The 22922-nt window shown below is 42.6% G+C and carries 22 protein-coding genes; 16 read left to right on the forward strand and 6 right to left on the reverse strand.

The window, feature by feature from the left end; genetic code table 11:
- The first annotated feature begins 199 nt into the window (after positions 1-199).
- The 11 genes from A7D23_RS04850 (at position 200) to A7D23_RS04900 (ending at position 12903) form a co-directional block, all read left to right on the forward strand.
- Positions 200-1870 (forward strand): hydantoinase/oxoprolinase family protein, encoded by a 1671-nt coding sequence (locus tag A7D23_RS04850; protein WP_019225366.1) that lies wholly within the window; start codon positions 200-202, stop codon positions 1868-1870.
- Positions 1867-3198: a histone deacetylase gene (locus tag A7D23_RS04855; protein WP_019225367.1), complete on the forward strand. Its 1332-nt coding sequence runs from the start codon at positions 1867-1869 to the stop codon at positions 3196-3198. The genes A7D23_RS04850 and A7D23_RS04855 overlap by 4 nt, the downstream gene beginning before the upstream one ends.
- A complete protein-coding gene (gene mutL / locus A7D23_RS04860) occupies positions 3188-5233 on the forward strand; it encodes a DNA mismatch repair endonuclease MutL (RefSeq protein WP_019225368.1) in 2046 nt (681 codons plus the stop codon). The genes A7D23_RS04855 and mutL overlap by 11 nt, the downstream gene beginning before the upstream one ends.
- A gap of 37 nt (positions 5234-5270) precedes the next feature.
- Entirely contained in the window at positions 5271-6101 is an 831-nt protein-coding gene (locus tag A7D23_RS04865; protein ID WP_019225369.1) for a class I SAM-dependent methyltransferase, read from the forward strand.
- On the forward strand, positions 6098-7039 hold the full coding sequence (miaA, locus tag A7D23_RS04870) for a tRNA (adenosine(37)-N6)-dimethylallyltransferase MiaA (protein ID WP_019225370.1): 942 nt from the start codon (positions 6098-6100) through the stop codon (positions 7037-7039). The genes A7D23_RS04865 and miaA overlap by 4 nt, the downstream gene beginning before the upstream one ends.
- Before the next feature lie 47 nt (positions 7040-7086).
- Entirely contained in the window at positions 7087-7332 is a 246-nt protein-coding gene (hfq, locus tag A7D23_RS04875) for an RNA chaperone Hfq (RefSeq protein WP_015045117.1), read from the forward strand.
- 217 nt (positions 7333-7549) lie between these two features.
- Positions 7550-8452, forward strand: a complete 903-nt coding sequence (locus tag A7D23_RS04880; protein ID WP_019225371.1) for an AAA family ATPase — start codon at positions 7550-7552, stop codon at positions 8450-8452.
- Between the two features lie 79 nt (positions 8453-8531).
- Positions 8532-9617 (forward strand): ACR3 family arsenite efflux transporter, encoded by a 1086-nt coding sequence (gene arsB, locus A7D23_RS04885; protein WP_019225372.1) that lies wholly within the window; start codon positions 8532-8534, stop codon positions 9615-9617.
- A 150-nt stretch (positions 9618-9767) separates the two neighbouring features.
- The gene (locus A7D23_RS04890) at positions 9768-11042 is read left to right on the forward strand and encodes a methionine gamma-lyase family protein (protein ID WP_019225373.1); all 1275 of its coding nucleotides are present in this window, start codon (positions 9768-9770) and stop codon (positions 11040-11042) included.
- A gap of 41 nt (positions 11043-11083) precedes the next feature.
- Positions 11084-11620, forward strand: coding sequence for a signal peptidase I (lepB, locus tag A7D23_RS04895; protein ID WP_019225374.1), 537 nt, complete (start codon positions 11084-11086; stop codon positions 11618-11620).
- 188 nt (positions 11621-11808) lie between these two features.
- Positions 11809-12903 carry a D-alanine--D-alanine ligase family protein gene (locus tag A7D23_RS04900; protein WP_019225375.1) on the forward strand — a complete coding sequence of 365 codons (1095 nt, stop codon included), beginning with the start codon at positions 11809-11811 and terminating at the stop codon, positions 12901-12903.
- A gap of 146 nt (positions 12904-13049) precedes the next feature.
- Here A7D23_RS04900 and lexA read toward each other — a convergent pair whose 3' ends face one another.
- Complete coding sequence (lexA, locus tag A7D23_RS04905) at positions 13050-13676, reverse strand: transcriptional repressor LexA (RefSeq protein WP_019225376.1); 627 nt, start codon at positions 13674-13676, stop codon at positions 13050-13052.
- A gap of 168 nt (positions 13677-13844) precedes the next feature.
- Here lexA and A7D23_RS15800 point away from each other — a divergent pair, with 168 nt between their 5' ends.
- From A7D23_RS15800 to A7D23_RS15990, 3 genes are all read left to right on the forward strand, one after another.
- The gene (locus tag A7D23_RS15800) at positions 13845-14162 is read left to right on the forward strand and encodes a LysM peptidoglycan-binding domain-containing protein (RefSeq protein ID WP_019225377.1); all 318 of its coding nucleotides are present in this window, start codon (positions 13845-13847) and stop codon (positions 14160-14162) included.
- A 135-nt stretch (positions 14163-14297) separates the two neighbouring features.
- Complete coding sequence (locus A7D23_RS04915; RefSeq protein WP_019225378.1) at positions 14298-15089, forward strand: M23 family metallopeptidase; 792 nt, start codon at positions 14298-14300, stop codon at positions 15087-15089.
- Positions 15090-16675: 1586 nt separating this feature from the next.
- Positions 16676-16822, forward strand: a complete 147-nt coding sequence (locus A7D23_RS15990) for a hypothetical protein (protein WP_167539426.1) — start codon at positions 16676-16678, stop codon at positions 16820-16822.
- 41 nt (positions 16823-16863) lie between these two features.
- Here the strand turns inward: A7D23_RS15990 and A7D23_RS04920 are convergent, their stop codons facing one another.
- Positions 16864-17721, reverse strand: coding sequence for a DegV family protein (locus A7D23_RS04920; RefSeq protein WP_025205669.1), 858 nt, complete (start codon positions 17719-17721; stop codon positions 16864-16866).
- Between the two features lie 173 nt (positions 17722-17894).
- Between A7D23_RS04920 and A7D23_RS04925 the strand changes: the two genes are divergently transcribed.
- Complete coding sequence (locus A7D23_RS04925) at positions 17895-18827, forward strand: arginine deiminase family protein (protein WP_025205670.1); 933 nt, start codon at positions 17895-17897, stop codon at positions 18825-18827.
- On the opposite strand, the gene A7D23_RS04930 is transcribed toward A7D23_RS04925, so the two are convergent.
- From A7D23_RS04930 to truA, 4 genes are all read right to left on the reverse strand, one after another.
- Positions 18828-20000 carry an ABC transporter permease gene (locus A7D23_RS04930; protein WP_025205672.1) on the reverse strand — a complete coding sequence of 391 codons (1173 nt, stop codon included), beginning with the start codon at positions 19998-20000 and terminating at the stop codon, positions 18828-18830.
- Between the two features lies 1 nt (position 20001).
- Entirely contained in the window at positions 20002-20685 is a 684-nt protein-coding gene (locus A7D23_RS04935; protein WP_025205673.1) for an ABC transporter ATP-binding protein, read from the reverse strand.
- Entirely contained in the window at positions 20669-21559 is an 891-nt protein-coding gene (locus A7D23_RS04940; RefSeq protein WP_025205675.1) for an HlyD family efflux transporter periplasmic adaptor subunit, read from the reverse strand. Before A7D23_RS04940 ends, A7D23_RS04935 begins: the two co-directional genes overlap by 17 nt.
- Before the next feature lie 292 nt (positions 21560-21851).
- Positions 21852-22586 carry a tRNA pseudouridine(38-40) synthase TruA gene (truA, locus tag A7D23_RS04945; protein WP_025205677.1) on the reverse strand — a complete coding sequence of 245 codons (735 nt, stop codon included), beginning with the start codon at positions 22584-22586 and terminating at the stop codon, positions 21852-21854.
- Between the two features lie 111 nt (positions 22587-22697).
- Here truA and A7D23_RS04950 point away from each other — a divergent pair, with 111 nt between their 5' ends.
- Entirely contained in the window at positions 22698-22895 is a 198-nt protein-coding gene (locus A7D23_RS04950) for a cold-shock protein (protein ID WP_019225393.1), read from the forward strand.
- Positions 22896-22922: the final 27 nt, after the last annotated feature.

Genomic DNA, 22922 nt, shown 5'->3' on the forward strand with positions numbered 1-22922 from the left:
AGTGTCAGCGGAGCACGATGCGGAGCGCGGCTTTTTGCGCCAAGGAGGGCGCAACTGCCGAAAACGTTACTGATTGCGCAGACCAACCCCATACAAAAATGATTTGAGCAATAACAAAACTGCTTACAACAGACACAACACAACCCAAATAATGACTTAATTTGACACAAACTAACGTTTTTAGAAGGAGGGAGATAACATGGCCAGCCTTATTGGCATCGATGTGGGTGGAACGTTTACCGATGCTGTCATGATCACGAATGGCGTGATCGAGCGTAAGGGTAAAATTCCGACCAATCAGGATGACATTCTGAATACACTTATCAGCGCCCTGGATTATCTCCAAATTTCCGAGGCTAAAAACATCGAAATGATTACCGTCAGTACGACGCTTGTAACGAACGCGATTTTACAAAAACGATTGCCCGAGGTCAAATTGATCCTTTTTCCGGGGACCGGCATGAAGCTTTCCTCATTGCCTTGGCCGGTGGATTACAGTGTTTTAACCGGTGTTTTGGATTATCGCGGAAGGGTCGTTGTGCCAGCGGATCAATCAGAGTGGCAGACGCTTGCTGAAAAATTGAACAAACAATCCATTAAGCCGCTTACGGCCATTGTCAGCAAATTCTCCCATCGCAACAATGTCTTTGAGGAACAGCTGGCAGCATATTTGCATAGAGAGGCACCTGGAATTATAACAGCTCTGGGAAGCCAGTCCGGGAAGGCCAATTTCTACCGCAGAAGTCTGACGACTTATCTGAACCTGGCCGCAACAGAATTGTTTCAGAACTTTGCTTATCAGTTGAAAATGGCGGTTGAGGCAAGGGGATGTCGGGCGCCGATCCGGGTGCTAAAGGCGGATGGCGGGGTCTTGCCGCTGGCAAAGATCAGACCGGTTGAGTCGATTTACTCCGGACCGGCGGCAAGTGTACTTGGAACGCTCGCCCAGAGCAATCCGGAGGAATCCTATGTCGTTGTCGATATCGGCGGAACCACGACCGATATAGGACTGGTATTATCCGGATCTCCGTTAATCAGCACCCACGGCGCGCAGATCGGACCCTTCTTGACGAATGTCCGCTCGCTGGCTGTACGTTCAGTCTCTATTGGAGGGGATTCAGCTGTCTGTCTGGAGCAGGGAGAGGTTATGCTGGCGGACTACCGCTTAGGTCCTGCCTACTGCATAGGAGGAATCAGCCCGACACCTACGGATGCGCTGCGCTACCTGAATCTGACGGATTACGGTGATCTGCAGAGGGCTGAAGAAGCGCTTGGCATGCTCCTGCCCGAGAACCAAAGAACAGCATCTGCTCTGCGCCGGACAGCACAAATCATCGTTGAGAAAATGGTTGAAAAAATTGCCCGGGCCATTGAGCAGCTGCTAGAGGAATGGAAAACCGAGCCGGCCTATAAGGTCTGGGAAGTCATCCATCATCATGATGACTTTAAATTCTATATCCAGCTCAGCGGAGGAGGAGCACCGGGGCTTGAAGCAGTGCTGGAGAACCGGATGAAGCTGCGGACGGTTCTGACTGAATTCTCGGAAGTCTCGAATGCCATCGGAGCCGCGATGGCTAAACCAACCTTTTCCTGGACACTCCACCTGGATACGAAGTTCTCTATTTACAGGATAGAGGAAACCGGGGAGCAGGGCATTTGGACCGGACCTAAAAAACCCCATCGAGAAGTAGAAGATTTCTTGAAAAAATTAGCGCAAAAACAGGCAGTCGGTCTTGGAATAGAAACAGACGACCTGGAGAAAGAGATCTTTGATTATTTCCCGCTGGTTGAGAATTATCATACGGTCGGCCAGATTGTCAAAGGTGCGATGCATGTTTCGCCGGGAGTCATTGGGGGGATACGGTCATGAACAAGACAGGAATTATCTTCTTTCCGGCTTTTGACTGGTCTCTTGGGGAATTTCATCCGGAGCGGGAAGAACGCTTGCTTTACACCCAGGAACAGATCTTTGAAGAAGGGATCATGGACCTTCCCCAGGTCAGGCAATACTCTCCCGGGGTGGCGGATCTTTTTGATGTCTTACGAACCCAGGCGATTTTTCCGGATCTCCAACAGCATAATCTCGATGCCCATCTGATCGCTGTTGGAAGTTCGCTGGTTTTGGGCAACGCGCTGATGAAAAAGGAAATTACGAACGGCTTTGCGCTGGTGCGCCCGCCTGGCCATCATTCCGGAGCGACAGTCTGGGGAAATAGAGGATTCTGCACCCTGAATAATGAAGCTATTTTAATTAATGTCCTTCGGGCCAAATACGGCATCAAAAAAATTGCCGTCATTGATACGGATGTTCATCACGGCGACGGGACGCAGGATATTTTTTATCATGATCCGAATGTTTTATATATATCAATCCATCAGGACGGCAGAACCATATTTCCCGGAACCGGATTTACGGAAGAAAAAGGCGGACCGAATGCCTGGGGATCGGTGCTGAATATCCCGCTTCTGCCGGGAGTCGGTGATGAAGGTTTTCTCTATGCGCTGGAAAACTGGATTATGCCTGCAGTGGAAGTCTTTAAACCGGATCTGATCATCAATTCCGCCGGACAGGACAACCATTTCACGGATCCGTTGGCTTCGATGAATGTGACGGCCAGAGGTTATGGCAAAATCACTGAAATGATCAAGCCCGATCTTGCAGTACTGGAAGGCGGATACGCGATTGAAGGCGCACTGCCCTATATTAATATGGCTATTTTCTTGGCGCTGGCCGGAGAAGATTATTCCGGGGTGGTGGAGTCGCAGAAACCTCAGAATACTGAAATTGGCGGTGATACGATCCGCTCTTTTCTGACCGATCTGAAAAGAACGAATGAGGCTGTCCGGCCTTCCTGGGCTTTCCGTAAAGAACCGTTTTTGCCGACAGGTGACTGGGTATATTCCGAGAAAAGTATTTATTATGATACGGACGGATTTAAAGAGAACCGCAGGGAATACATCCGCAAATGCAGTCATTGCGGGGGGACGGTGCTGATGATATCCCAAAAACCGTCGGTTTTTCAGAAAGCGGTGCTTGTCAGAATTCCGTTTGAAGCATGTCCCGATTGCGAACAGGCCGGATACGATCTGGCAGAGACTTTTCAGAAATCAGAAAAAACCATTCTACTGCAAAATCAACTAAGAAATCAAGTCCATTTATGGACGGACGGCAGGGAAGTGAATCCATTTGGCGGCTAGAATTAAGCTCCTTGATGAGCATTGCATCAACCAGATTGCAGCCGGCGAGGTTGTGGAAAGGCCTCTTTCCGTAGTCAAAGAACTGGTCGAAAATGCCCTGGATGCCGGTGCCCGAAAAATAGATATCAGTGTAGAGGGCGGAGGTACGGCGCTAATCAGAGTGAAAGACGACGGCGCTGGAATTCTGGCTGAAGATTTGCGTCTAGCAGTTCTTCCGCATGCTACCAGTAAAATATCGGCAATTACAGACCTCGATGACCTCAGAACATTAGGATTTCGCGGAGAAGCACTGCCGAGCATCGCTTCGGTATCCAAATTGAGTATTATGACGCGGACACCGGATGATGTTGCAGGACAGGAATTAAAAGTTGAGGGCGGCACGTTTCTTTCCATGACGGAAATCGGATGCCCGCCGGGTACAGTCGTAACTGTCAAAGACTTGTTTTATAATACACCGGCCAGACACAAATTCCTGCGTTCAGCCGTTACGGAGTTTGGCTGGATTTCCGACATGGTTGGCAGACTTTCCCTGGCTAGACCTGATGTTGCTTTTTCCCTGCGTCACCCGAATACTATCTTACTGCATACACCCGGAAACGGCAGTCTTCTCGAGGCCATAGCAGCCGTCAGTGGCAATGATGCTGCCCGTAAGATGCTGCCGATATCCTACCGAGATGAAAGCCTTGAGATTTCCGGTTATGTCAGTATGCCGGAGCATGTCAGGTCGTCACGCAGCGGTCTTACCTTTTTTGTTAACGGTAGGGTGATCCGTTCCCAGTTAATGAATCAGGCCATCAAAGACGGTTATCATACGCTGATTCCCGCCAATACCTATCCGGTATGCGTTATTTCGCTGAATCTGCCTCCTTCGGATTATGACGTGAATGTCCATCCCTCCAAACTGGAAATTAAATTTAAAGAAGAAAAAAACTTAAGCAGAAAGATTGCGGAGGTTATCCGAAAAAGCCTTCTGGACAGTTTTCCAATGCGAAAGTATTCCTTTACGGGAAAAACAAGGACATCGGAATCCGCTCCGTCTGAATCCAGTCCGTCTCACTGGGAACAACTTAAGATATTATACCGGCCGCTGGAACCGAATAGGTCAGATCAAATCTCTCCGACGTACGATCCTGATAAACCAATCATCCCAAAAGCTCAGTCTTTCAGAGATGTAGAGAAGATAAACGAACATCATTACCCATACATTAACGGACAGCTGTCTGAACAGCAGCCAGACCAGACGGAATACATTTCTGGCAGATTATCCGGGGGTATACGAGAAAGTATAACGGATCGGGTTCCTGAGCGTATTTCTGATATGATTTCTGATCGTAATTCAGAGATTGCTCCGAACCGTAATCTTGAGCGCATCATGGACAATATTACGGATAGCCTCCCTGACAAAATTGCTGAAGTATCTCAAACTTTGCAGCAGGATAAGGAAACCGTATCGGAATTCCTGGAATTGAAAGCTGTCGGCCAAGTTTTTCATATGTATATTCTTGCTGCAGACGATAAGAATCTGTATATTATAGATCAGCATGCAGCCCATGAGCGCATCAGATACGAAAGCCTGCTTCAGCTTGCCAGACAACGCGAGACAGCAAGCCAGCTCCTTTTGATTCCGGAGACGGTAGAACTTACAGTTCAGGAGGAGCAGATCCTGCTTGCGCATTTTGACGAGCTGCATGGAATGGGCTTCATTTTTGAACACTTCGGAGACAGGACGTACTTTCTGCGGGGGATTCCGCTGCTAGATAGCCTGGAATCACCGGGGAAGATGTTCAAGGTCTTTATCGATGAAATTCTGAACACATCTTTTTCTCCATCCTTGGAGAAACTTCTGGAAGAGTGGATCATGATGCTGGCCTGCAGGTCGGCTGTCAAAGGCAAAGAGCGCTTAATGGTTCAGGAAATGGATGAAATCATACAGAAATTGGGCAGAGCAGATAATCCTTACTCCTGTCCCCATGGCCGGCCTACGATCATTCAGATATCCGAGAAAGAACTCAATCATAAGTTTGAGAGGGAATAAGTCAAATAAATAACATAATGGCAGAACGGATAAGATCATGGATCAAATGGATAATGTGATTGCCTATAAACGGTCAGATGAAAAACTTAAACTGCAGCTTGAAAAGCTCAGTATGCAATCCGGGATAAAAATTGTTCCGATGGATGCCTTATCAGAAGCTGATGGTCTTCCGATACTTCGTTACGTTAAACAGAAGCTCTGTCTTGAAGATGATGGAGAAAGACTCTTTTTCCATCCAAGTATGGCGTTATTAAGGATGATCAATATCCTGCGCGGCGTACCGGATCGTTTTCTTCAGGCAGTGAATCTTGAGGCCGGGGACATTTTTCTTGATGCGACCATGGGCCTTGCATCGGATACGCTGATTGCTGCGTATGCGGCAGGTGGCAAAGGCAGCGTGATTGCTGTGGAAAGCTCACCGCTGATCCATTTTTTGGTTCAGGATGGTCTGGATCAGGTTAAGCAGTTTAAACCTGCCAAGAAACTGTCTCAGGTAAAGGCCCAGGCCTGGGCGGAATTGAGCCAGGCCACTTCCTGCATTAAAACGGTCTTGGCAGATCATACCAGGATATTGGAAGGGCTGCCGGATGCATCTGTAGATGTCGTCTATTTTGACCCAATGTTCCGTGTTACGGTTAAAGAATCTTCCTCGATCCGGCCGCTGAAGAAATGGTCCGATCCGAATCCTTTGGATAAAGATACGATCCGGGAGGCATGCCGCGTGTCCAGGAAAAGAGTTGTGTTGAAAGAACGAAAAGGCAGCAGTGAATTTACCCGGCTTGGTTTTTATGTTAAAGAGAAGAATAAATACAGCCCTGTGGATTTTGGTATCATCGATTTAACTAGGGTGGGGGAGGGTTTCCAATGAATCCCCTGATCGTTATTATCGGACCGACAGCAGTCGGCAAGAGTGCTCTTGGCATCGAACTGGCACTCAGGCTGCACGGAGAAATTATTTCCGGAGATTCCGTTCAAGTTTACCGGAAGCTTGATATCGGATCAGCAAAACCATCTAAGGCTGAACAGAAGGGTGTACCGCATCATCTGATCGATCTGCTTGATCCGGCTGAACCGTTTACAGTGGCAGGATTTCAGTCTCAGGCCAGAGAATGGATTGAGAATATTCAAGCCAAAGGGAAAATCCCGATTATCGTTGGCGGAACTGGACTTTACATTCGTTCAATTTTGGATGAATTTGAATTTCCGGAAGAAGGATCGGACCCAATCAAGCAAAAGTGGCTGGCTTATGCCAATCAGCATGGCAATAAGGAGCTGCATCTAAGACTCGCGGAATGTGATCGGGCTTCTGCCGAAAAACTTCATGTGAACGATACGGCAAGAATCGTCAGAGCCCTGGAAATCTTTGAATTAACCGGTAAACCATTATCTGAACAAAGGTCATACATGGAAAAAATGTATGCTGAATTGGATGAATCGGTCATTTATTTAGGGCTGACGGCTCCAAGAGACGTGATTTATGAACGAATCAATGATCGTTGCCGGAAAATGGTAGATTGTGGTATAATCGAAGAGACTCTACGTTTACTTCAGGAGGGTTATTCACCAAGGCTAAAATCTCTTCAAACCATCGGCTATCGTCATGTCGTTTATTTTTTAAGAGGTTTGGTCACTCAAAAAGAAATGCTGCGTCTGCTTCAGAGAGATACCAGGCACTTTGCCAAAAGACAATTAACCTGGTTTAGGAGGGATCCCAGAATCAAATGGTATGACTTGACAGAATGTTCGTCTCAACAAATTCTTGACGAAATTTGCGATTCTCTTGACTTGCGCAGTGATGGAAACTAAGGTAAAATTAGACAATAAGAAAAATGGTGATGGAGGTAAAAAATAAAATGAATAAATCACCGATTAACTTGCAGGATGTTTTCTTGAACCAAATCCGTAAGGATAACATACCTGTTACGATCTATTTGGTCAATGGATTCCAGCTTAAAGGATTAGTCAAAGGCTTTGATAATTTCACGGTTGTTCTGGACTACGAAGGCAAACAACAAATGGTATATAAACATGCCATTTCTACCATAATGCCAATGAGACAAGTCAATTTAAATGCCTTAGTCGGGGAAATGACTGAATAATTTCCTGCTGGGGCCATAATTGGACTGGGACCATATAGCTGATAGATATCACTGAGACATAGAAAAGAAAAGAAATGAATAGAACATCGTGTTGTGTACCCTACATAGCACGATGTTTATTTTTCTTATTATTTATATTTTTCCCAAATTAATGATTCACCTTTTTCACGCTTCGCTATATATATATAATGACGTTCTTATGGGGGGTGCTTCTTTTATGTCCATTAAGATAACCTTCAGATCAAATCTTCCGCCGGTACTCCAAACCCAGCCAATGACATCAGAACCTGAGTTGCCGGACTATGCCGGCAGCAGTAACAAAAAGACTGAAGAAATCATTACGGAACTCGATAGTTTAATTGGCTTAGAGTCAGTAAAAAAACTGATTCATGAGTTGTATGCTTTTGTAGAAATCTGCAAACGACGGGAAAAAGAGAAGCTGAATACGGAGCCTTTAGTCTTACATACCGTTTTTAGCGGCAATCCGGGTACAGGAAAAACCACAGTCGCAAGGCTGATCGGAAGATTGTTCAAGGAAATGGGCGTCTTGCCGAAAGGACATATTATTGAATGTGAAAGAGCAGATCTTGTTGGGGAGTATGTCGGACATACAGCCAACAAGACCAGAGAATTGGTTAAAAAGGCGCTCGGCGGGATCCTGTTTATTGATGAAGCCTATTCTCTGGCAAGGGGTGGGGAAAAGGATTTCGGCAAGGAAGCAATTGATGCCTTAGTCAAAGCGATGGAAGACCATAAGGATAACCTCATCCTTATCCTTGCCGGATATAAAGTTGAAATGGATGCATTCATAAAGACAAACCCCGGTTTGCGGTCGCGCTTTCCGCTCCATATCGATTTCCCGGACTACTCTCTAGATGAACTGATGTCTATAGGTGAACAGATGCTGACAGGTAGGCAATATACATTTTCTCCGCAGGCAAAAATTGTGTTCCGAAGAAACCTGCAGAATATGAATGCCATACAGCCTTATTCCGGTAATGCCCGGATGGTGCGCAATTTTGTGGAAAAAGCGATTCGCAGACAGGCCGTCAGACTCTACAGGCAGCCGAATCTGTCCAGGGAAGATTTAATGTGTATCAAAGAAGTGGATATTTCTTGATCGGGGGCATTTACCCTTTTACATATCAACGAGAAGAAGATACAATATGCCTATAACCGCATAAATCCGGAGGAATAAAATGGGAAAGACAAATCAATTAGGATTATCATTTTTAGACCGGTTTTTGACGTTTTGGATCTTTATTGCGATGGCTATTGGCGTTTTTGGAGGTTATCTGTTCCCAAACCTTGCTGTATCGTTGGGTGAGTTCAGCACGGGTACGATTTCCTGGCCGATTGCCATCGGACTCATTGTAATGATGTATCCTCCGCTGGCCAAGGTAAAATATGAAGAGATCGGCAAAGTCGTACAAAATAAAAAAGTCTTCAGCTTTTCGCTGCTTCAGAACTGGATTATCGGACCGGTTTTAATGTTCATACTGGCTATCGTGTTTTTGAGAGATATGCCAGGTTATGCTATTGGTTTGATCATGATCGGTTTAGCCCGCTGTATTGCCATGGTCATTGTCTGGAATACGCTCGCGAAGGGTGATAATGAGTATTGTGCCGCTCTCGTGGCCCTGAACTCCATATTCCAAATACTCTTGTATTCAGTTTATATCTATCTTTTTGTTACTTTAATTCCGAAATGGCTTGGCCTTTCCTGGGGTGGGCAAATCGTGGATGTTTCGATATGGGATGTTGCTAAAAGTGTTCTGATTTACTTGGGGATTCCTTTTGCAGCGGGTTTTATTACTCGTTTTAGATTGATCCGAGTTAAGACAAGAGAATGGTACGAGAATGTATTTATCCCTAAAATTTCACCGTTAGCTTTGATCGCCCTGCTCTATACAATCGTTATTATGTTTATGACCAAAGGGCAGGAGATTGTCACCAATCCAATGGGAGTCGCAAGAATAGCCATTCCCTTATTGATCTATTTTGCAGTCATGTTTTTTGTCAGCTTCTTTATGTCTTACAAAGGCGGCTTTCAATATGACCAGACGGTAACACTGGCTTTTACAGCAGCAAGCAATAACTTTGAACTGGCGATTGCGGTAGCTGTAGCAGTATTTGGCATCGCCTCCGACGTAGCTTTTACAGCCGTTATTGGGCCGTTGGTGGAGGTGCCAGTCATGATTGGCCTAGTGAATTCAGCGCTTGCCTTAAAAAACAAATTTTATGACCAGCAGGGTTGGCCACGTAGGCATAAAGGAGAGCTTTAACCAATGCCGGAAAAGATAAAAGTAGCCTTTAATACATTTGATTTTTCTAAATAAAGTCTTATGTGTCTCTGCCTTGATCGTTAAGTTATATTTTTTCGTATATTGAAAAGTAAGCCAATTCGATGTAGTATTTTAGAAGAACTTTACTTAATGGAGGATAGTTTTTTGTCCGATTTGAATTTATCCGCGAAAATTACAGACGCGCTGTGCTATGCTGAACAGGTTTTGGCAAAACAAACCTGTATCATAAATCCAATCATTGAGAAGAACCATCAACGTGTCCTCAAAGCTTTCCAGGAGGCCAGAGTCTCAGCCTATAATCTGAATGGAACAACCGGCTACGGACTTGGCGATTCCGGGAGAGAAAAACTTGATACGGTGACCGCATCCATCATGGGTACTGAAAAAGCCATCATCAGGCACCAGTTTGTATCGGGTACCCATGCGATTGCATCCGCGCTCTTTGGTGTTCTCCGGCCTGGAGATCATTTTATTTCTGTTACCGGGATGCCGTATGATACGCTTCAGCAGGTGATCGGAATCAAAAACAACATTTCCGGCAGCCTGGCTGACTGGGGAGTGTCCTTTGATATCCTGCCTTTGGATGCTGATAGTCAGATTCAAATGGAAAAACTGGCTGCGATGGTGACTCCGCAAACGAAGCTGTTTATCATCCAGCGTTCCAAGGGTTATGAATGGAGAAATTCTGTTTCAATTGCCCAGATCAGTGAATTTGTTGGCTATGCCAAAACGCGTTTTCCAGAGATCGATATCTTCGTCGATAATTGCTACGGCGAGCTTGTTGAGGATCAGGAACCCGGACATGTGGGGGTAGACCTGCTGGCAGGATCACTAATCAAGAATCTCGGAGGCACGCTGGCCCCGACAGGCGGCTACATCGCCGGCAGAGAAGATTTGGTCACGAAAGCCGCTGCCAGGTTTACCGCACCCGGCATCAATGCCGATGTCGGAGCAACCCTCGATAATCTTCGGCTCATGTACCAGGGATTGTATTTCAGCCCGCTGACGGTCAGTGAAGCGATCAAAGCTGCAGTTTTTTCCTCGGCCTTCTGGTCAAGACTGGGTTTTGAAGTCCATCCAGGTCCGAAGGATCTGCGGACGGATATCATTCAGGCGGTAAAATTGAATTCCAAAGAAAAGATGCTGGCCTTTTGCCAGGGTCTCCAGAAAGGTTCGCCGATCGATTCACATGTTCTGCCGCTGCCTTCGGAGATGCCAGGCTATACGGACGAAGTGATCATGGCTGGAGGAACTTTCATTCAGGGGGCCACGAGCGAATTTTCTGCCGATGGTCCGATCAGAGCCCCTTATGCCATATATATGCAGGGCGCGATTTCTCATATCTATGTGAAAAACGCTAATCTTTCAGCTGCGCAAATGCTTGAACAAAATCATCTGTTATAACGGTCTAAGCTAATAACGCGCCGGAAGCAGGGATAGTCAATATGGTAAGAATAAGACGCGATATGATGAACAATCCGTATAGCCAATTTCTTCAGGAAATCATTGAGATTATCCTGATCGTTTTTGCCTTGTCCTGGCTGCTAAAAACTTATCTGATCGGATTTGCCCATCTTGAAGGAGCGGAAATGATGCCGTCACTTTCGCTGGACAGCCAGGTGCTGGTTGAAAAATATTTTTACCGCAGCATTGACGCTTTGGACAGAGGAGATGTCATTCTCTATTCAGATAACGGTGTAGAAAGCATCAAACGAGTAATCGGCTTACCAGGTGAGAAAGTAGAAATTAAAAACGGTTATACGTATATTAATAGCAAACCAATTTACGAACCTTATGCCAATACACCAAAGACATATACATTTTCAACGGTTGTTGTGCCGGAAGACCATGTTTTTACGTTGAATGACAATCGGGCGAGTAAGAATGATTCCCGTTCATTCGGCAGTGTTCCGGTTCAGAGCATTGAAGGCAAAGCCCTATTCTGCTACTGGCCGCTGAGCAGTGTTCAGATCCTGTTGTAGGGCCATGTCGATCCATCATTTTAGATTGACAAGGTACTATTTTTACTTAACAAGATGTAAGGAACGGAGCATATGAATAAGAATGATTAAGGGTAATTTTACCTGGAATCTTAATTTTACCTGTAATCTATCGTAAAAAAATAACCGGGAATTTAGACACGGTATGAGTTGAAGGGAGTACAATCAAAATGAACAACAAAACGAAAGTGCTTGTTATCTTTGGCGGTCAATCGGGGGAGCATGAAGTTTCGGTCATTTCTGCAGCGTCAGTCATCAAAGCGCTACATGCTGACCGGTATGAGATTCAGACCATCGGGATCACCAAGGAAGGAAGCTGGTATTGGGGGGCAAGACCGGAAGCGTGGAAGGAAGCTAAAGCCGATATCACGAACGGCGCCAAGCAGGTCGCAGTCGTTTTGAGCCCGCAAAAACCTTACTTTCAGGCTATAGACGGAAGCGAACTACCGCATCAGGGCAGATGTGATATTATTTTCCCGGTCATGCATGGCCCTAAAGGGGAAGATGGTACGATTCAGGGGCTTTTCGAAATGGCGGGGTTCCCATATGTTGGTTCAGGTGTGCTGGGTTCTTCTCTCGGAATGGACAAAGACCGGATGAAGGCCGTTTTCAAAGAAGCCGGGCTGCCGATAGTGCCGCACCTTACCTTGCTTCGAAGTGAAATCAATGCTGCTCCCAAAGCAGCGGTGAAACGCATCTCAGACAGCATTGGTTTTCCATGTTTTATCAAACCAGCCAATCTTGGTTCCAGTGTCGGTATTTCCAAAGCTGAAGACGATAAGCAACTGCTGGAAGCTTTGATCTACGCAGCAAAATTTGACCGGAAAATTGTGATCGAAAAAGGTGTGAAGGCAAGGGAAGTTGAATTGAGCGTCCTTGGCAATGAAAGTGCCAAAGCCTCCATCCCCGGTGAAATTAAACCGGCCAAAGATTTTTATGATTATGAAGCTAAATACCTGGATAATAGCTCAGAATTGATTATTCCAGCCATATTGAGCCAGAAATTGATTGAACAGCTTCAGTCCTATGCAGTGACTGCTTTTGAGGCCGTCGGCGCTTCGGGGCTAAGCAGAGTTGATTTCTTCGTTACTGAAGACAAGCAAATCTTTATTAATGAAATCAATACGATGCCTGGCTTTACGCAAATTTCGATGTACCCGAAACTGTGGGAAGCCAGCGGCTTAAGTTACAGCCTGCTTCTTGATGAACTGATCAGACTTGGATTCGAAAAATTCAAGGATGATGCCGATAGAAGACTTTCCTGAACACATCTCCAAAAGTGAGTCTATCCTTAATCAGGTGACCGCAAACAAGAATTTCTTCTTATAATACTTCAAGTCTTACCCGCCAAAAAAGGGCGCAGCAGATAAATATTTCTGCTGCGCCCTCGCTTTCTCCCCCGTATTATGTATCAGTGGATATCTCGGAACAGTCCGATCACTTTGCCGAGAATGGTTACGTGATCGGAATAAATCGGCGCCATATACTGATTCTCCGGCTGGAGCCGGATCTGGTTCTTTTCTTTGTAGAAACGCTTGACTGTGGCTCCGTCTTCCGGGCCGTCTGAGACTAAAGCAACAACAATATCACCGTTACTGGCATTCTGCTGTTGTCTGACCAGAATTAAATCATCGTCAAAAATACCGGCATCGATCATGCTTTCGCCCTGAACCTTGAGCATAAAGACCGTGTCTGATTTTACCATATCATACGGAACAGGGAAGGAATCCTCAATGTTTTCTATGGCTAGGATCGGTTCACCAGCGGCAACATGTCCAACTACTGGAACGTGAACGATTTTTCTGGAATTATATTCGCCGAAGGAATCGAGGACTTCTATGGCCCTTGGCTTCGTAGGGTCTCGTCTGATATATCCTTTTTCTTCGAGAATGTTCAGATGATTATGCACAGTCGAACTTGATGAGAGCCCAACAGCTTCGCCTATTTCACGGACCGAAGGGGGATAACCTTTTAAGGCAATCTCCTTCTTGATAATATCCAAAATCTGCATCTGACGTGAGGACAGATTCGAAGTCATGACATCCCTCCTGATTATTTATTTTGAATCAATATTTGGTCTAGCTAAATCGTAACATAAAAATTGGAAAAAGGCAAACAAATGTTCGTGATTTTTCTTGACACGAACGTTTGTTCGTACTATAATCAAAACATAAATATATGTTTGATCTAATGGAGGTTGATGATCATGATTGCAGTATCCAGATCCTATATGCGTTATAGAAGAAATTCAACTAAAATTGTATTTGTATTGGGACTGTGCCTAACAATTATTGCTGCACTTTTAATATCTCTGGTGATAAATTATCTAACTGCTGAAAATTCCAACCCTACATCATATAAGGCGATCACAATACAACAGGGAGATACGTTGTGGGAACTTGCTGCAGAATCCAACTACAGCAGTGATATCAGTGCACTGGTGGACAAAACCATGCGCTATAATAACCTACGCAGCACGTATATTGAACCAGGACAGGTGATCTATATTCCGGTTCGGTCATAATTTAGAATTTAGTTTATCATTAACGATAACGATCTTTCAATTCTTACGAACTTTAATTATGTCTCTATATTGTCTATATTTTAGTCTATATTTTAATATAACCTCCATATATACAACTATGGAGGTTATTGTTATATGAAACTCATTAAACAATTAAAAAAGACAATATGGCCTGATTCTATCGTATTGATCATTTTTGTGATGATTGCTATCACCGCCATTATTGTCAAGCAAATAGTCATCCATGATGAATCAAAATCAGATGCCTATAACGATCTTTCACATATATCCTCGGAAGTTGTTATTCATTTTCAGAAAGTAAAACTGGATTCATGGAAGGACTATGTAGCTATTATTCATGTTTGCGATCCAACAGCAAATCGCCTCGTTCAGCAGCTGGATAATGGAATTAACTTCAATAATCTTGACTGGTCCGGACTAAATAGCGAAGAATTTAAACAAGTAAAATATTACCATCATTTACTTGATCAGTATCTGTTCTTTACGCCGGGAGAATATCAGTTCCCACTTCAGGAACCTTCGCATTATACAGATACCTATGGTGCCGATAGGGAGGGGGGACAGCGAAAGCATGAAGGTACAGATATTTTTAATCAAAAGGGTACGCTAATATTCAGTGTATGCAATGGTACACTGGAAAGGATTGGATGGAATAGGCTTGGCGGAGAGAGGGTGGGCGTAAGAGGCCAGGACGGAAACTATTATTACTATGCCCATCTGGACACGGTCAATGAAGCATTGGTTGTCGGGAACAGCATTTCCAAAGGAGAACTGATCGGAACAATGGGGAACACAGGTGACGCAATTACAACTCCTGATCATTTGCATTTCGGAATCGAACTGCCGAATGGCAAATGGATCAATCCATATTCCTGGTTAAAAGTTTGGGAATATAACAGTCGCTAAACAGCTAGTCGATCAGCACGCAGCCAACATCGGCAATCGTATTTTGTCCTAATAATAAGGAATACCGTTCGCCACAAACATTGCTGACGACGATGTATATGTAAAGCTACACCATGTGTCTTATAAAATCCATATTAGTCCGATAATAAATATTATGTAAAGTAAAGTGTAATGCAAAGATGGGATAATGCGTTGAGGATTGTAATCAGCAATAAATCTGTTATGTCGCACTGCTCCGGTGTTTTTGATTTATTGTTTGTCATACATTTTATTCTTTGCTCTTGCTTGGACTTTTGTTTTACTAAGCTTTTGTTAATTATATAACTTCTATTCTTGTCACGCGTATATCTTTTTCATAGCCCTTGTATTTTTCATATTTATTTCTGCTATGTCTGCCTGGCCTGTTTTACTTTATCAGTCTTTTTTCTATATTTTATCTGAATAATTGCTTTTCTTTTTTTTGCCAAAAAATGCTTCTGAATAGCAGCCCCAGATTTGCCCTGTAAGGCGTTAAAATGTATTGGGTAAGGTATTTGTACCTTGGAATATTTGTACGCTTAATTGAGTTAATCAATATCGAGGCAATTTTAGTTCTTTTGTGATTTGTAACCAGATTCTGGTCTAATTGCAAAGCTTAAACTTTATCCTAAAGTTTAATAATTTTCGTTAGATTAAATATAAAGTAATTTTAATCCTCATATTTAGAATTATTCAATTATATAAATATAAATGGAAAATGAGTTCTGGGATTTTCGATTAAACACGCCAGTCGATAGGATTAATTATTTCATCGTTATAGGTCAATTAGATAAAATATCTACTAATTAAAAAAGGATATTACATTTTGATTAAGAAATCTCATTGATTTAAGTTTCCCCTCTTTTAATAAGTGATATATTTCACATGTTATATTAATATTACTTCTAAATTTCGATATGTCTTTTTACTTTCAAATCTGTATAAAAATGAAATTATTAATATTTCCCTGGCTTATCAAAACAAAATAATATAAGGCCCCTGCCCTATCAAGACTCTTTGATCGATCCTTACAAATTGTTTGAGCTTTTAATAAGAATTAGCGGTATTCTTATTTTAGACCCGACCGGTCGTCAGTATTTAAAGCTCACATTTGTATAATTTACATTCAATATAAACATATTCCATCCCATCAGGCCGTTTTATCGTTGCTATAATATCTTTTCCACCGTCGCAAGTTGGTGGAGTCCATTTTGTGTCAATTCGTCAATATGTCACTCATTCGACCGGCCTCAAGTCAAATAAACTTTTATTACTTTTTCCCAAATATGGTTCGGGAATACTTCCTTTAGGTGTAATTAATTATCTAACATAATAGACAGCAGGTCTATATCTAATCTCTAACTATCAACAGCATAATAACATATTATCCATTTTCATTCTTGAGCATTTGTATTTTTACTACGTCCCCTTCCTGAATCACCTGTAAGGGGATATAAGACTTTCGATTTTTTTCATCAAATTCCTTGTTATTTTTCTTTGAATAATTCACTTCTTTTATACAAATATTAAATTGACTTAGTTTCATTCAGTAGAAGGAAGGGATTATTATGGATAATAATAAAAATAGAATCAAAGACAGAGAAAAAAGCAATGCTGAATTAAGAAAAATGAAACCAAAAGATAACGCAGATGTAGGAATTATTAACGGCAATAAAATTGGTGTACATGATGGCAAACATGAAAAGAGTAAATAATGCTCTTTCAAGAATCTTTTGGCTTTAGTTAGCTATTTTTATTACCTTAATGCTTTTTGCGTGTAATAAACAATGCCAATGGTACCTGGACCAACATGCAGGCCAATGACCGGTCCGATAGCTATGATATCTATGTTAACTTTCAACTTTTCTTTAATCAGTTGTGCAAGTTCCTTTGCTTCGTCCAGACAATTGATATGATGAATAATGACCTCTCCTAAACCATATTTGCTTATGTTATCCAGCATGATATCAATCATCGATAATACTGCCTTTTTCTTCGTTCTTACTTTTGTTACAACGGTCGTTATGCCGTTTTCCACAGTCAGAATCGGAATAATCCCAAATAAGTCACCAATTAAAGCACTGGCCCCGCCAATTCTGCCGCCTTTTTTTAGGTATTTGAGGTTTTCAGGAATAAATAAGAACCTACTTCTTTGAATATTTTCTAACGCTGCTTCTTTAACTTCCTCTAATGTCTTATTTGCTTTTGCTTCTCTTGCAGCCATAATGACCGCTAACCCTAGCTGCATGGAATTTGACCTAGAATCAATGATCTCTATCCTGGCATTTTTATGCTTCTCTAATACCATCTCTTTCACTAATTGCCCTGTTGAAAAGGTCCCGCTCATTTCTGAAGATAAGAAAATACAGCAGAGGCTATCTCCCTTCTCGATTACCGCAAGCATTTCATTATATAACTCGCCAATAGAAGGCTGCGAAGATGTCGGAATTCCATAAGAATCCATTTTTTTATAAAACAGATCGTTATCGATATCTACTTCTCGTATACTGTCACTCCCAAATGAAAGGCTCAAAGATACCATTCTAATATTTAGTTCTTCTTTGATTTCCTTACTTATATAGCTTGTACTGTCAGTTAGAACCTGTACTGCCATCTGTTTATCTCACTTTCTTTATTGGCCTATTTTCTATTTCGACAATTATTTTTCTTTTTTATCATATAATGTAAAACACTGCTTGTCTATTATTGTTCAAAATATACTTCTAAAATGCCTATTATTGTGAATACTACATCCAGATAATTTTGCTTTTTTAGGGGGAATTCCGTTTGAAACATATTGAAGTATTTGGTACGGAAAAATTAGCTCGTTTACGTAAAGTCATTCTTCATAAGCCCCAACAGTCTTTGAATTTAGTCAATCCGGCAAATTATCAGGAATGCTTATTTAATTTTGTCCCTGATATTTTTCAATATCAGTTGGAACATGACCGGTATGCTGACCTTCTGCGCTCTCAAGGAATTGAGGTACTCAACCTTCAGGATTATGTACAGAAGAATAGAACGCTCATGGATTCTCTACCGAATTTACCCTATCTTAACGATACTTGCCTGATTACAAGTCAAGGAGCTATCCTCTCCAAGATGTGCCCCGGCAGCCGCGCAGGAGAAGAAAAGGTTGTCGGAGAAGCTCTGGAGAATCTCGGCATTCCCATCTTTCATGCCTTTGAGGGTGAGGATCAATTTGAAGGGTGTCTGGCAATTTCGCCTGAAATTCTTTTTTTAGCGGATACCGAGCGGCATGCTCAAAAAACACTCGAAGAATTTTTCAATAAAGCACTCCATCTTTTTTCGCAGATCATCTATGCGGAGATTCCCCAGGAAAGACGGTATATGCACCCTGATATGATTTTTGGCAGAATCAGTGAAAGTCTGGCCTTAGCTTATTTGCCGGCTTTTTTGAAAACATATCTGATTACCGAAAAGCAGCGCACGGAAATTAATATACGGGATTATCTTGCTCACCGGGAAATGGAACTTATTGATATCTCCGACCAGGAACAGCAGTTATGGGGCTGCAGTTTTGTTTCTGTGGATGCTAATATTCTCATCCATTATGATATTGCCTTAAATCTTAGGACCCAAAATGAGCTGAGCCGCAGAGGGGTGGAAATGATTCCCTTCCATCCTGAGGCCTTATTAGCTGGGGGCGGAAGTCTCCGCTGCCTGACTTTGCGCGTTTGGCGAGACTCTAATCTTTAACTAAAGACTTCTCAGAGCGTCAATCGGATTTAATTTACTGGCTCTTCTCGCAGGCATATAGCCAAAGATAATTCCGACGACAGCTGAAAACCCTACCGCTAAGATAACGGTGGATAATTGCATGGTGTAACCGACACCAATCAGGGTGGAAGCAATATAGGCGATGACACTTCCCAAAATCAAGCCGATGAGCCCGCCAAAAATGGAGAGAAAGATCGATTCGATTAAAAATTGCACCTGGATTCTATTGGGGGTGGCTCCCAGGGCTTTGCGCAAACCGATTTCCGTCGTGCGCTCGGTAATCGATACCAGCATCATATTCATGATCCCAATCCCGCCTACAACCAGAGAAATAGCGGCAATTCCTCCTAAGAGCAGTGACATCATCCCCATCATAGACTGAAAAAAAGCAATAATATCTCCCATGTTGAACACAGAGTAAGCCTGATCGTTATAGTTAAAAGCAGTGTTTAAAACCCCTTTAATGTCCAATACCGTATCATCGGCTAAGCTTGTATCCACTAAAAAGACATCAAGAGCAGTGATATTTTTTACACCCAGACTGCGAAGTGCAGTCGTATACGGGATTACGATCGTGTCATTTGTGGAGGTGATGCTAAAACCGCTTGATGGAGCCATTGTACCAATGATCTGATAAGTTGTTCCGTTGATGATCAGGTTTTTTTCAAGGGGGTCGACTCCATAAAAGAGTGCGGTTACAAGTTCCTGCCCGATAACGGCAACCTGGTTTTTACTCCGAATATCCAGGATATTGATGGCTCTGCCTGATTGGAGCAGGCTTTTATTCGATTGAAAGTACACCTCATTTTTTCCCTGAACATTGATATCTTCTTTGACTTGGTCCTGGTAAACAATATTGGTTTTGGTTAACACAGTCGGTGATACGCCTTTGATATTTTTAAGATGAGCAATGTTTTTCATATCTTCCTCGTTTAGTCCTTGTTTCAGCGGAGTACCCATTGCATTGACCGTAATTTTATTAGCGCCGAGGGAGGTCACTTGTTGACTGATGCTGTTGGTCGCACCCTGAACAATGGTTATAAGCGCAATGATTGAGGCCACACCAATGATAATACCCAGCATGGTTAAGAACGAGCGAAGTTTATTGGTGACGATGTTTTTCCAGGACATCATGATACTTTCCCACAGCATATCAAGCTCCCTCCCCCTCTGTTAAGTTTCCATCCAAAATATGAACAAGGCGTTTGGCGTGACGCGCAATATTTTGATCATGGGTTATCATAATGATGGTTCTGCCTTCATGATTTAATTTTTCGAAAAGATCCATGACCTGATTGCCGGTTTTTTGGTCCAAGGCTCCGGTTGGTTCATCCGCAAGCAGAATAGTCGGGTCGGTAACGATTGCCCGGGCGATGGCCACCCGTTGTTGTTGTCCGCCTGAAAGTTGATTGGGGAGGCTTTCTAGCTTGTCTTGAAGTCCAACACGCGTGAGAATGGCCTTGGAGCGTTTTAGGCGTTCCACGGGAGACAGACCGCTATAAATGAGTGGAAGCTCGACATTTTGCTGGGCAGTCATGCGCGGCAAAAGTTGAAAGTTTTGAAAAACGAAGCCAATCTCTTTGTTCCGTACTCTGGCCAATTCAACCTCATTCAAATCGTCGATATCGTTGCCGGATAGAAAATATTTGCCGGTTGACGGGACATCCAAACAGCCGATGATATTCATCAGCGTAGTTTTTCCTGAACCGGAGGGACCAAGAATGGATAAGGATTCGCCTGAACGGATAGTAAGATTGACATGATGCAAAACTTGAAGTTCCTCTTCTCCCATGAAGTAGCTTTTACAAACATCTTGCATCTTAAGGATTTCCGTCATTGATCTGGCCTCCTTGCATTCTGCCGCCAAAGGTCAAATTATTTGCTGTCGTTGTTTTGGGATAATAGATGGTTTCTCCTACGGCTACCCCTTTTTTGATTTCTACGGTTTGGCCGTCATTAACACCGGTAGTAATCTCCGTATGCACGACGGCATTGCGTTCCCCTTCTTTGAAGACGAAGGGCGTGTTGTTAGCGTCAAACTGGATCACTGACATGGGCAGGGTAACCACTCCGACGGCTTTTTGATTTTGGATGGTTACTTCTGCCGTCATGCCGATGCGTAGACTTGGATCTTTATTAATGTCAACAGCCGCCGTAAAGTAGGTCACACCACCTGCAACCGTACCTTCTCTGGAAATACTGCAGATTGTACCCTTCAGTTTTTTTTGAATAGCGGCAATTTCAATATTTGCTTCGTTGCCTGTCTTTATGGCAGGGAGATCATATTCATCGACTTTGATACTAATCTGAAGGTTGTCATAATCAACGATGTCCATGAGCATTGTACCGGCCATGACCTGGGACCCCTCTTCCGCGGTCAGGTTTGTTATTTCACCATTAATTTTGGCTTTTATCGCCTCACCGGTTGTTGTTTTAAGTAAGATATCTCCTTTTTTAACCGTATCCCCTTCTTGAAAATTAAGCTTTGAAACCTGCATGATTTTTTCTGACATGACGGTTTGACGGTTTTGGGTTTCAATATTTCCGGAAAATGTATAATTGGTCGTGATATCCCCCTTTTGGGCAGTTACACTATCATAGGAAAAAGGTTTTGGTCGTAAGAGGTAAGCCGACGCAACACTAATAACGACAAGGGTGATCAAGCTATAAATCATCCATTTGCGGATTTTTGATTTTCTTTTTGTTTTCATTTTAGGTGCCTCCCGTTTAGCAAGTGCCTCCATTTATTTAGAAGCATTCAAATATTTAAATATTTTTTGTTTCGCTTAGTATGAACGAAAAAGTTCAATTCAATTAATTCATTATGATTACATAATCGCCGCTCCTTACCATCTATGGCAGTGAGGTATAAGGCCATCTGTAGGCAAATAAAAAAAGCAAGAACCATACAGTTGATTCTTGCCTTTTGCTTACTCGGTTTATATTTGTTTCCTCAGTTATATTTGTAAATCTTGAATTTTATTCTCTTTGCTATAATAATGGTTAGTACTGTACATCGACTAAGCATAAACCTTTGGCTTGTGCCAAGGGCCCTGCTTCCCAACGTTTCTTTTCCTGTAAGATTTTTTTGACATCGTTCGGCTGCAACGTGCCTTTTCCTACTTCGAGCAGCGTTCCAACGATAATTCTTAGCATATTCCATAGAAAGCTATTGCCGTTAAATTCAATTTTAATAAGGCCTTTATTTTCGTTAATCAAAATAGAATTGATTGTTTTAACAGTGGATTTAGCACTGCGCTCATTTGTAAAGCTCTGAAAATCATGCGTTCCAATGAGCAGTTCTGCAGCAGTCCTCATTTGTTCCAGATCCAGCTTATCCGCTAAGTGATAGGTATATTTTCTGTTAAATACATCCCTGAATTTATTATTATTGATGGTATAAACATACGTTTTTGCTTTGACGTTATATCTGGCATGAAATCTTTCAGATACTTCTTCCATTGATTTTACAACAATATCTTCCGGTAAAAATTCATACAAATAGGCTAAGATCTTCTTGGTCTTGAAGGTAGATGTTGTATGGAAATTAGCAATGTAATTTTCGGCGTGTACCCCGGCATCTGTCCTTCCACAACCGATAACCTGAATCTTCTCCTCTGCCATTTTTGCTAAGACAGTTTCAATTTTACCTTGAATGGTCAGATCGGTATCTTTTTGTTTTTGCCAACCTTTATATTTGGTCCCATCATAGGCGATTGTCATTCTTAAATTTCTCATTTAGAGTCTGCCTTTCTATATTTTTTTAAATGTCTTAATTATCCCTAGAATAACTTACTACAATGATCAACATAATAATAATGAAACAAAAACAATTTGGAGGTGTGTTCCATGTTTGGGACTGTTAAGTGGTTCAACTCTGAAAAGGGATTTGGATTTATCGAAGGAGATGGCGGACAGGATGTGTTTGTTCATTTTTCATCTATTAAATCCCAAGGATATAAATCGCTCAATGAAGGTCAAAAAGTACAATTTGATGTAGAAAAAGGACAACGCGGGCTCCAGGCAACAAATGTAACTCTTTCTTAAAAATATATCTTTATAATAGCACTGTTT

The organism is Dehalobacter sp. TeCB1, assembly GCF_001707455.1.
Lineage (GTDB): Bacteria > Bacillota > Desulfitobacteriia > Desulfitobacteriales > Syntrophobotulaceae > Dehalobacter > Dehalobacter restrictus.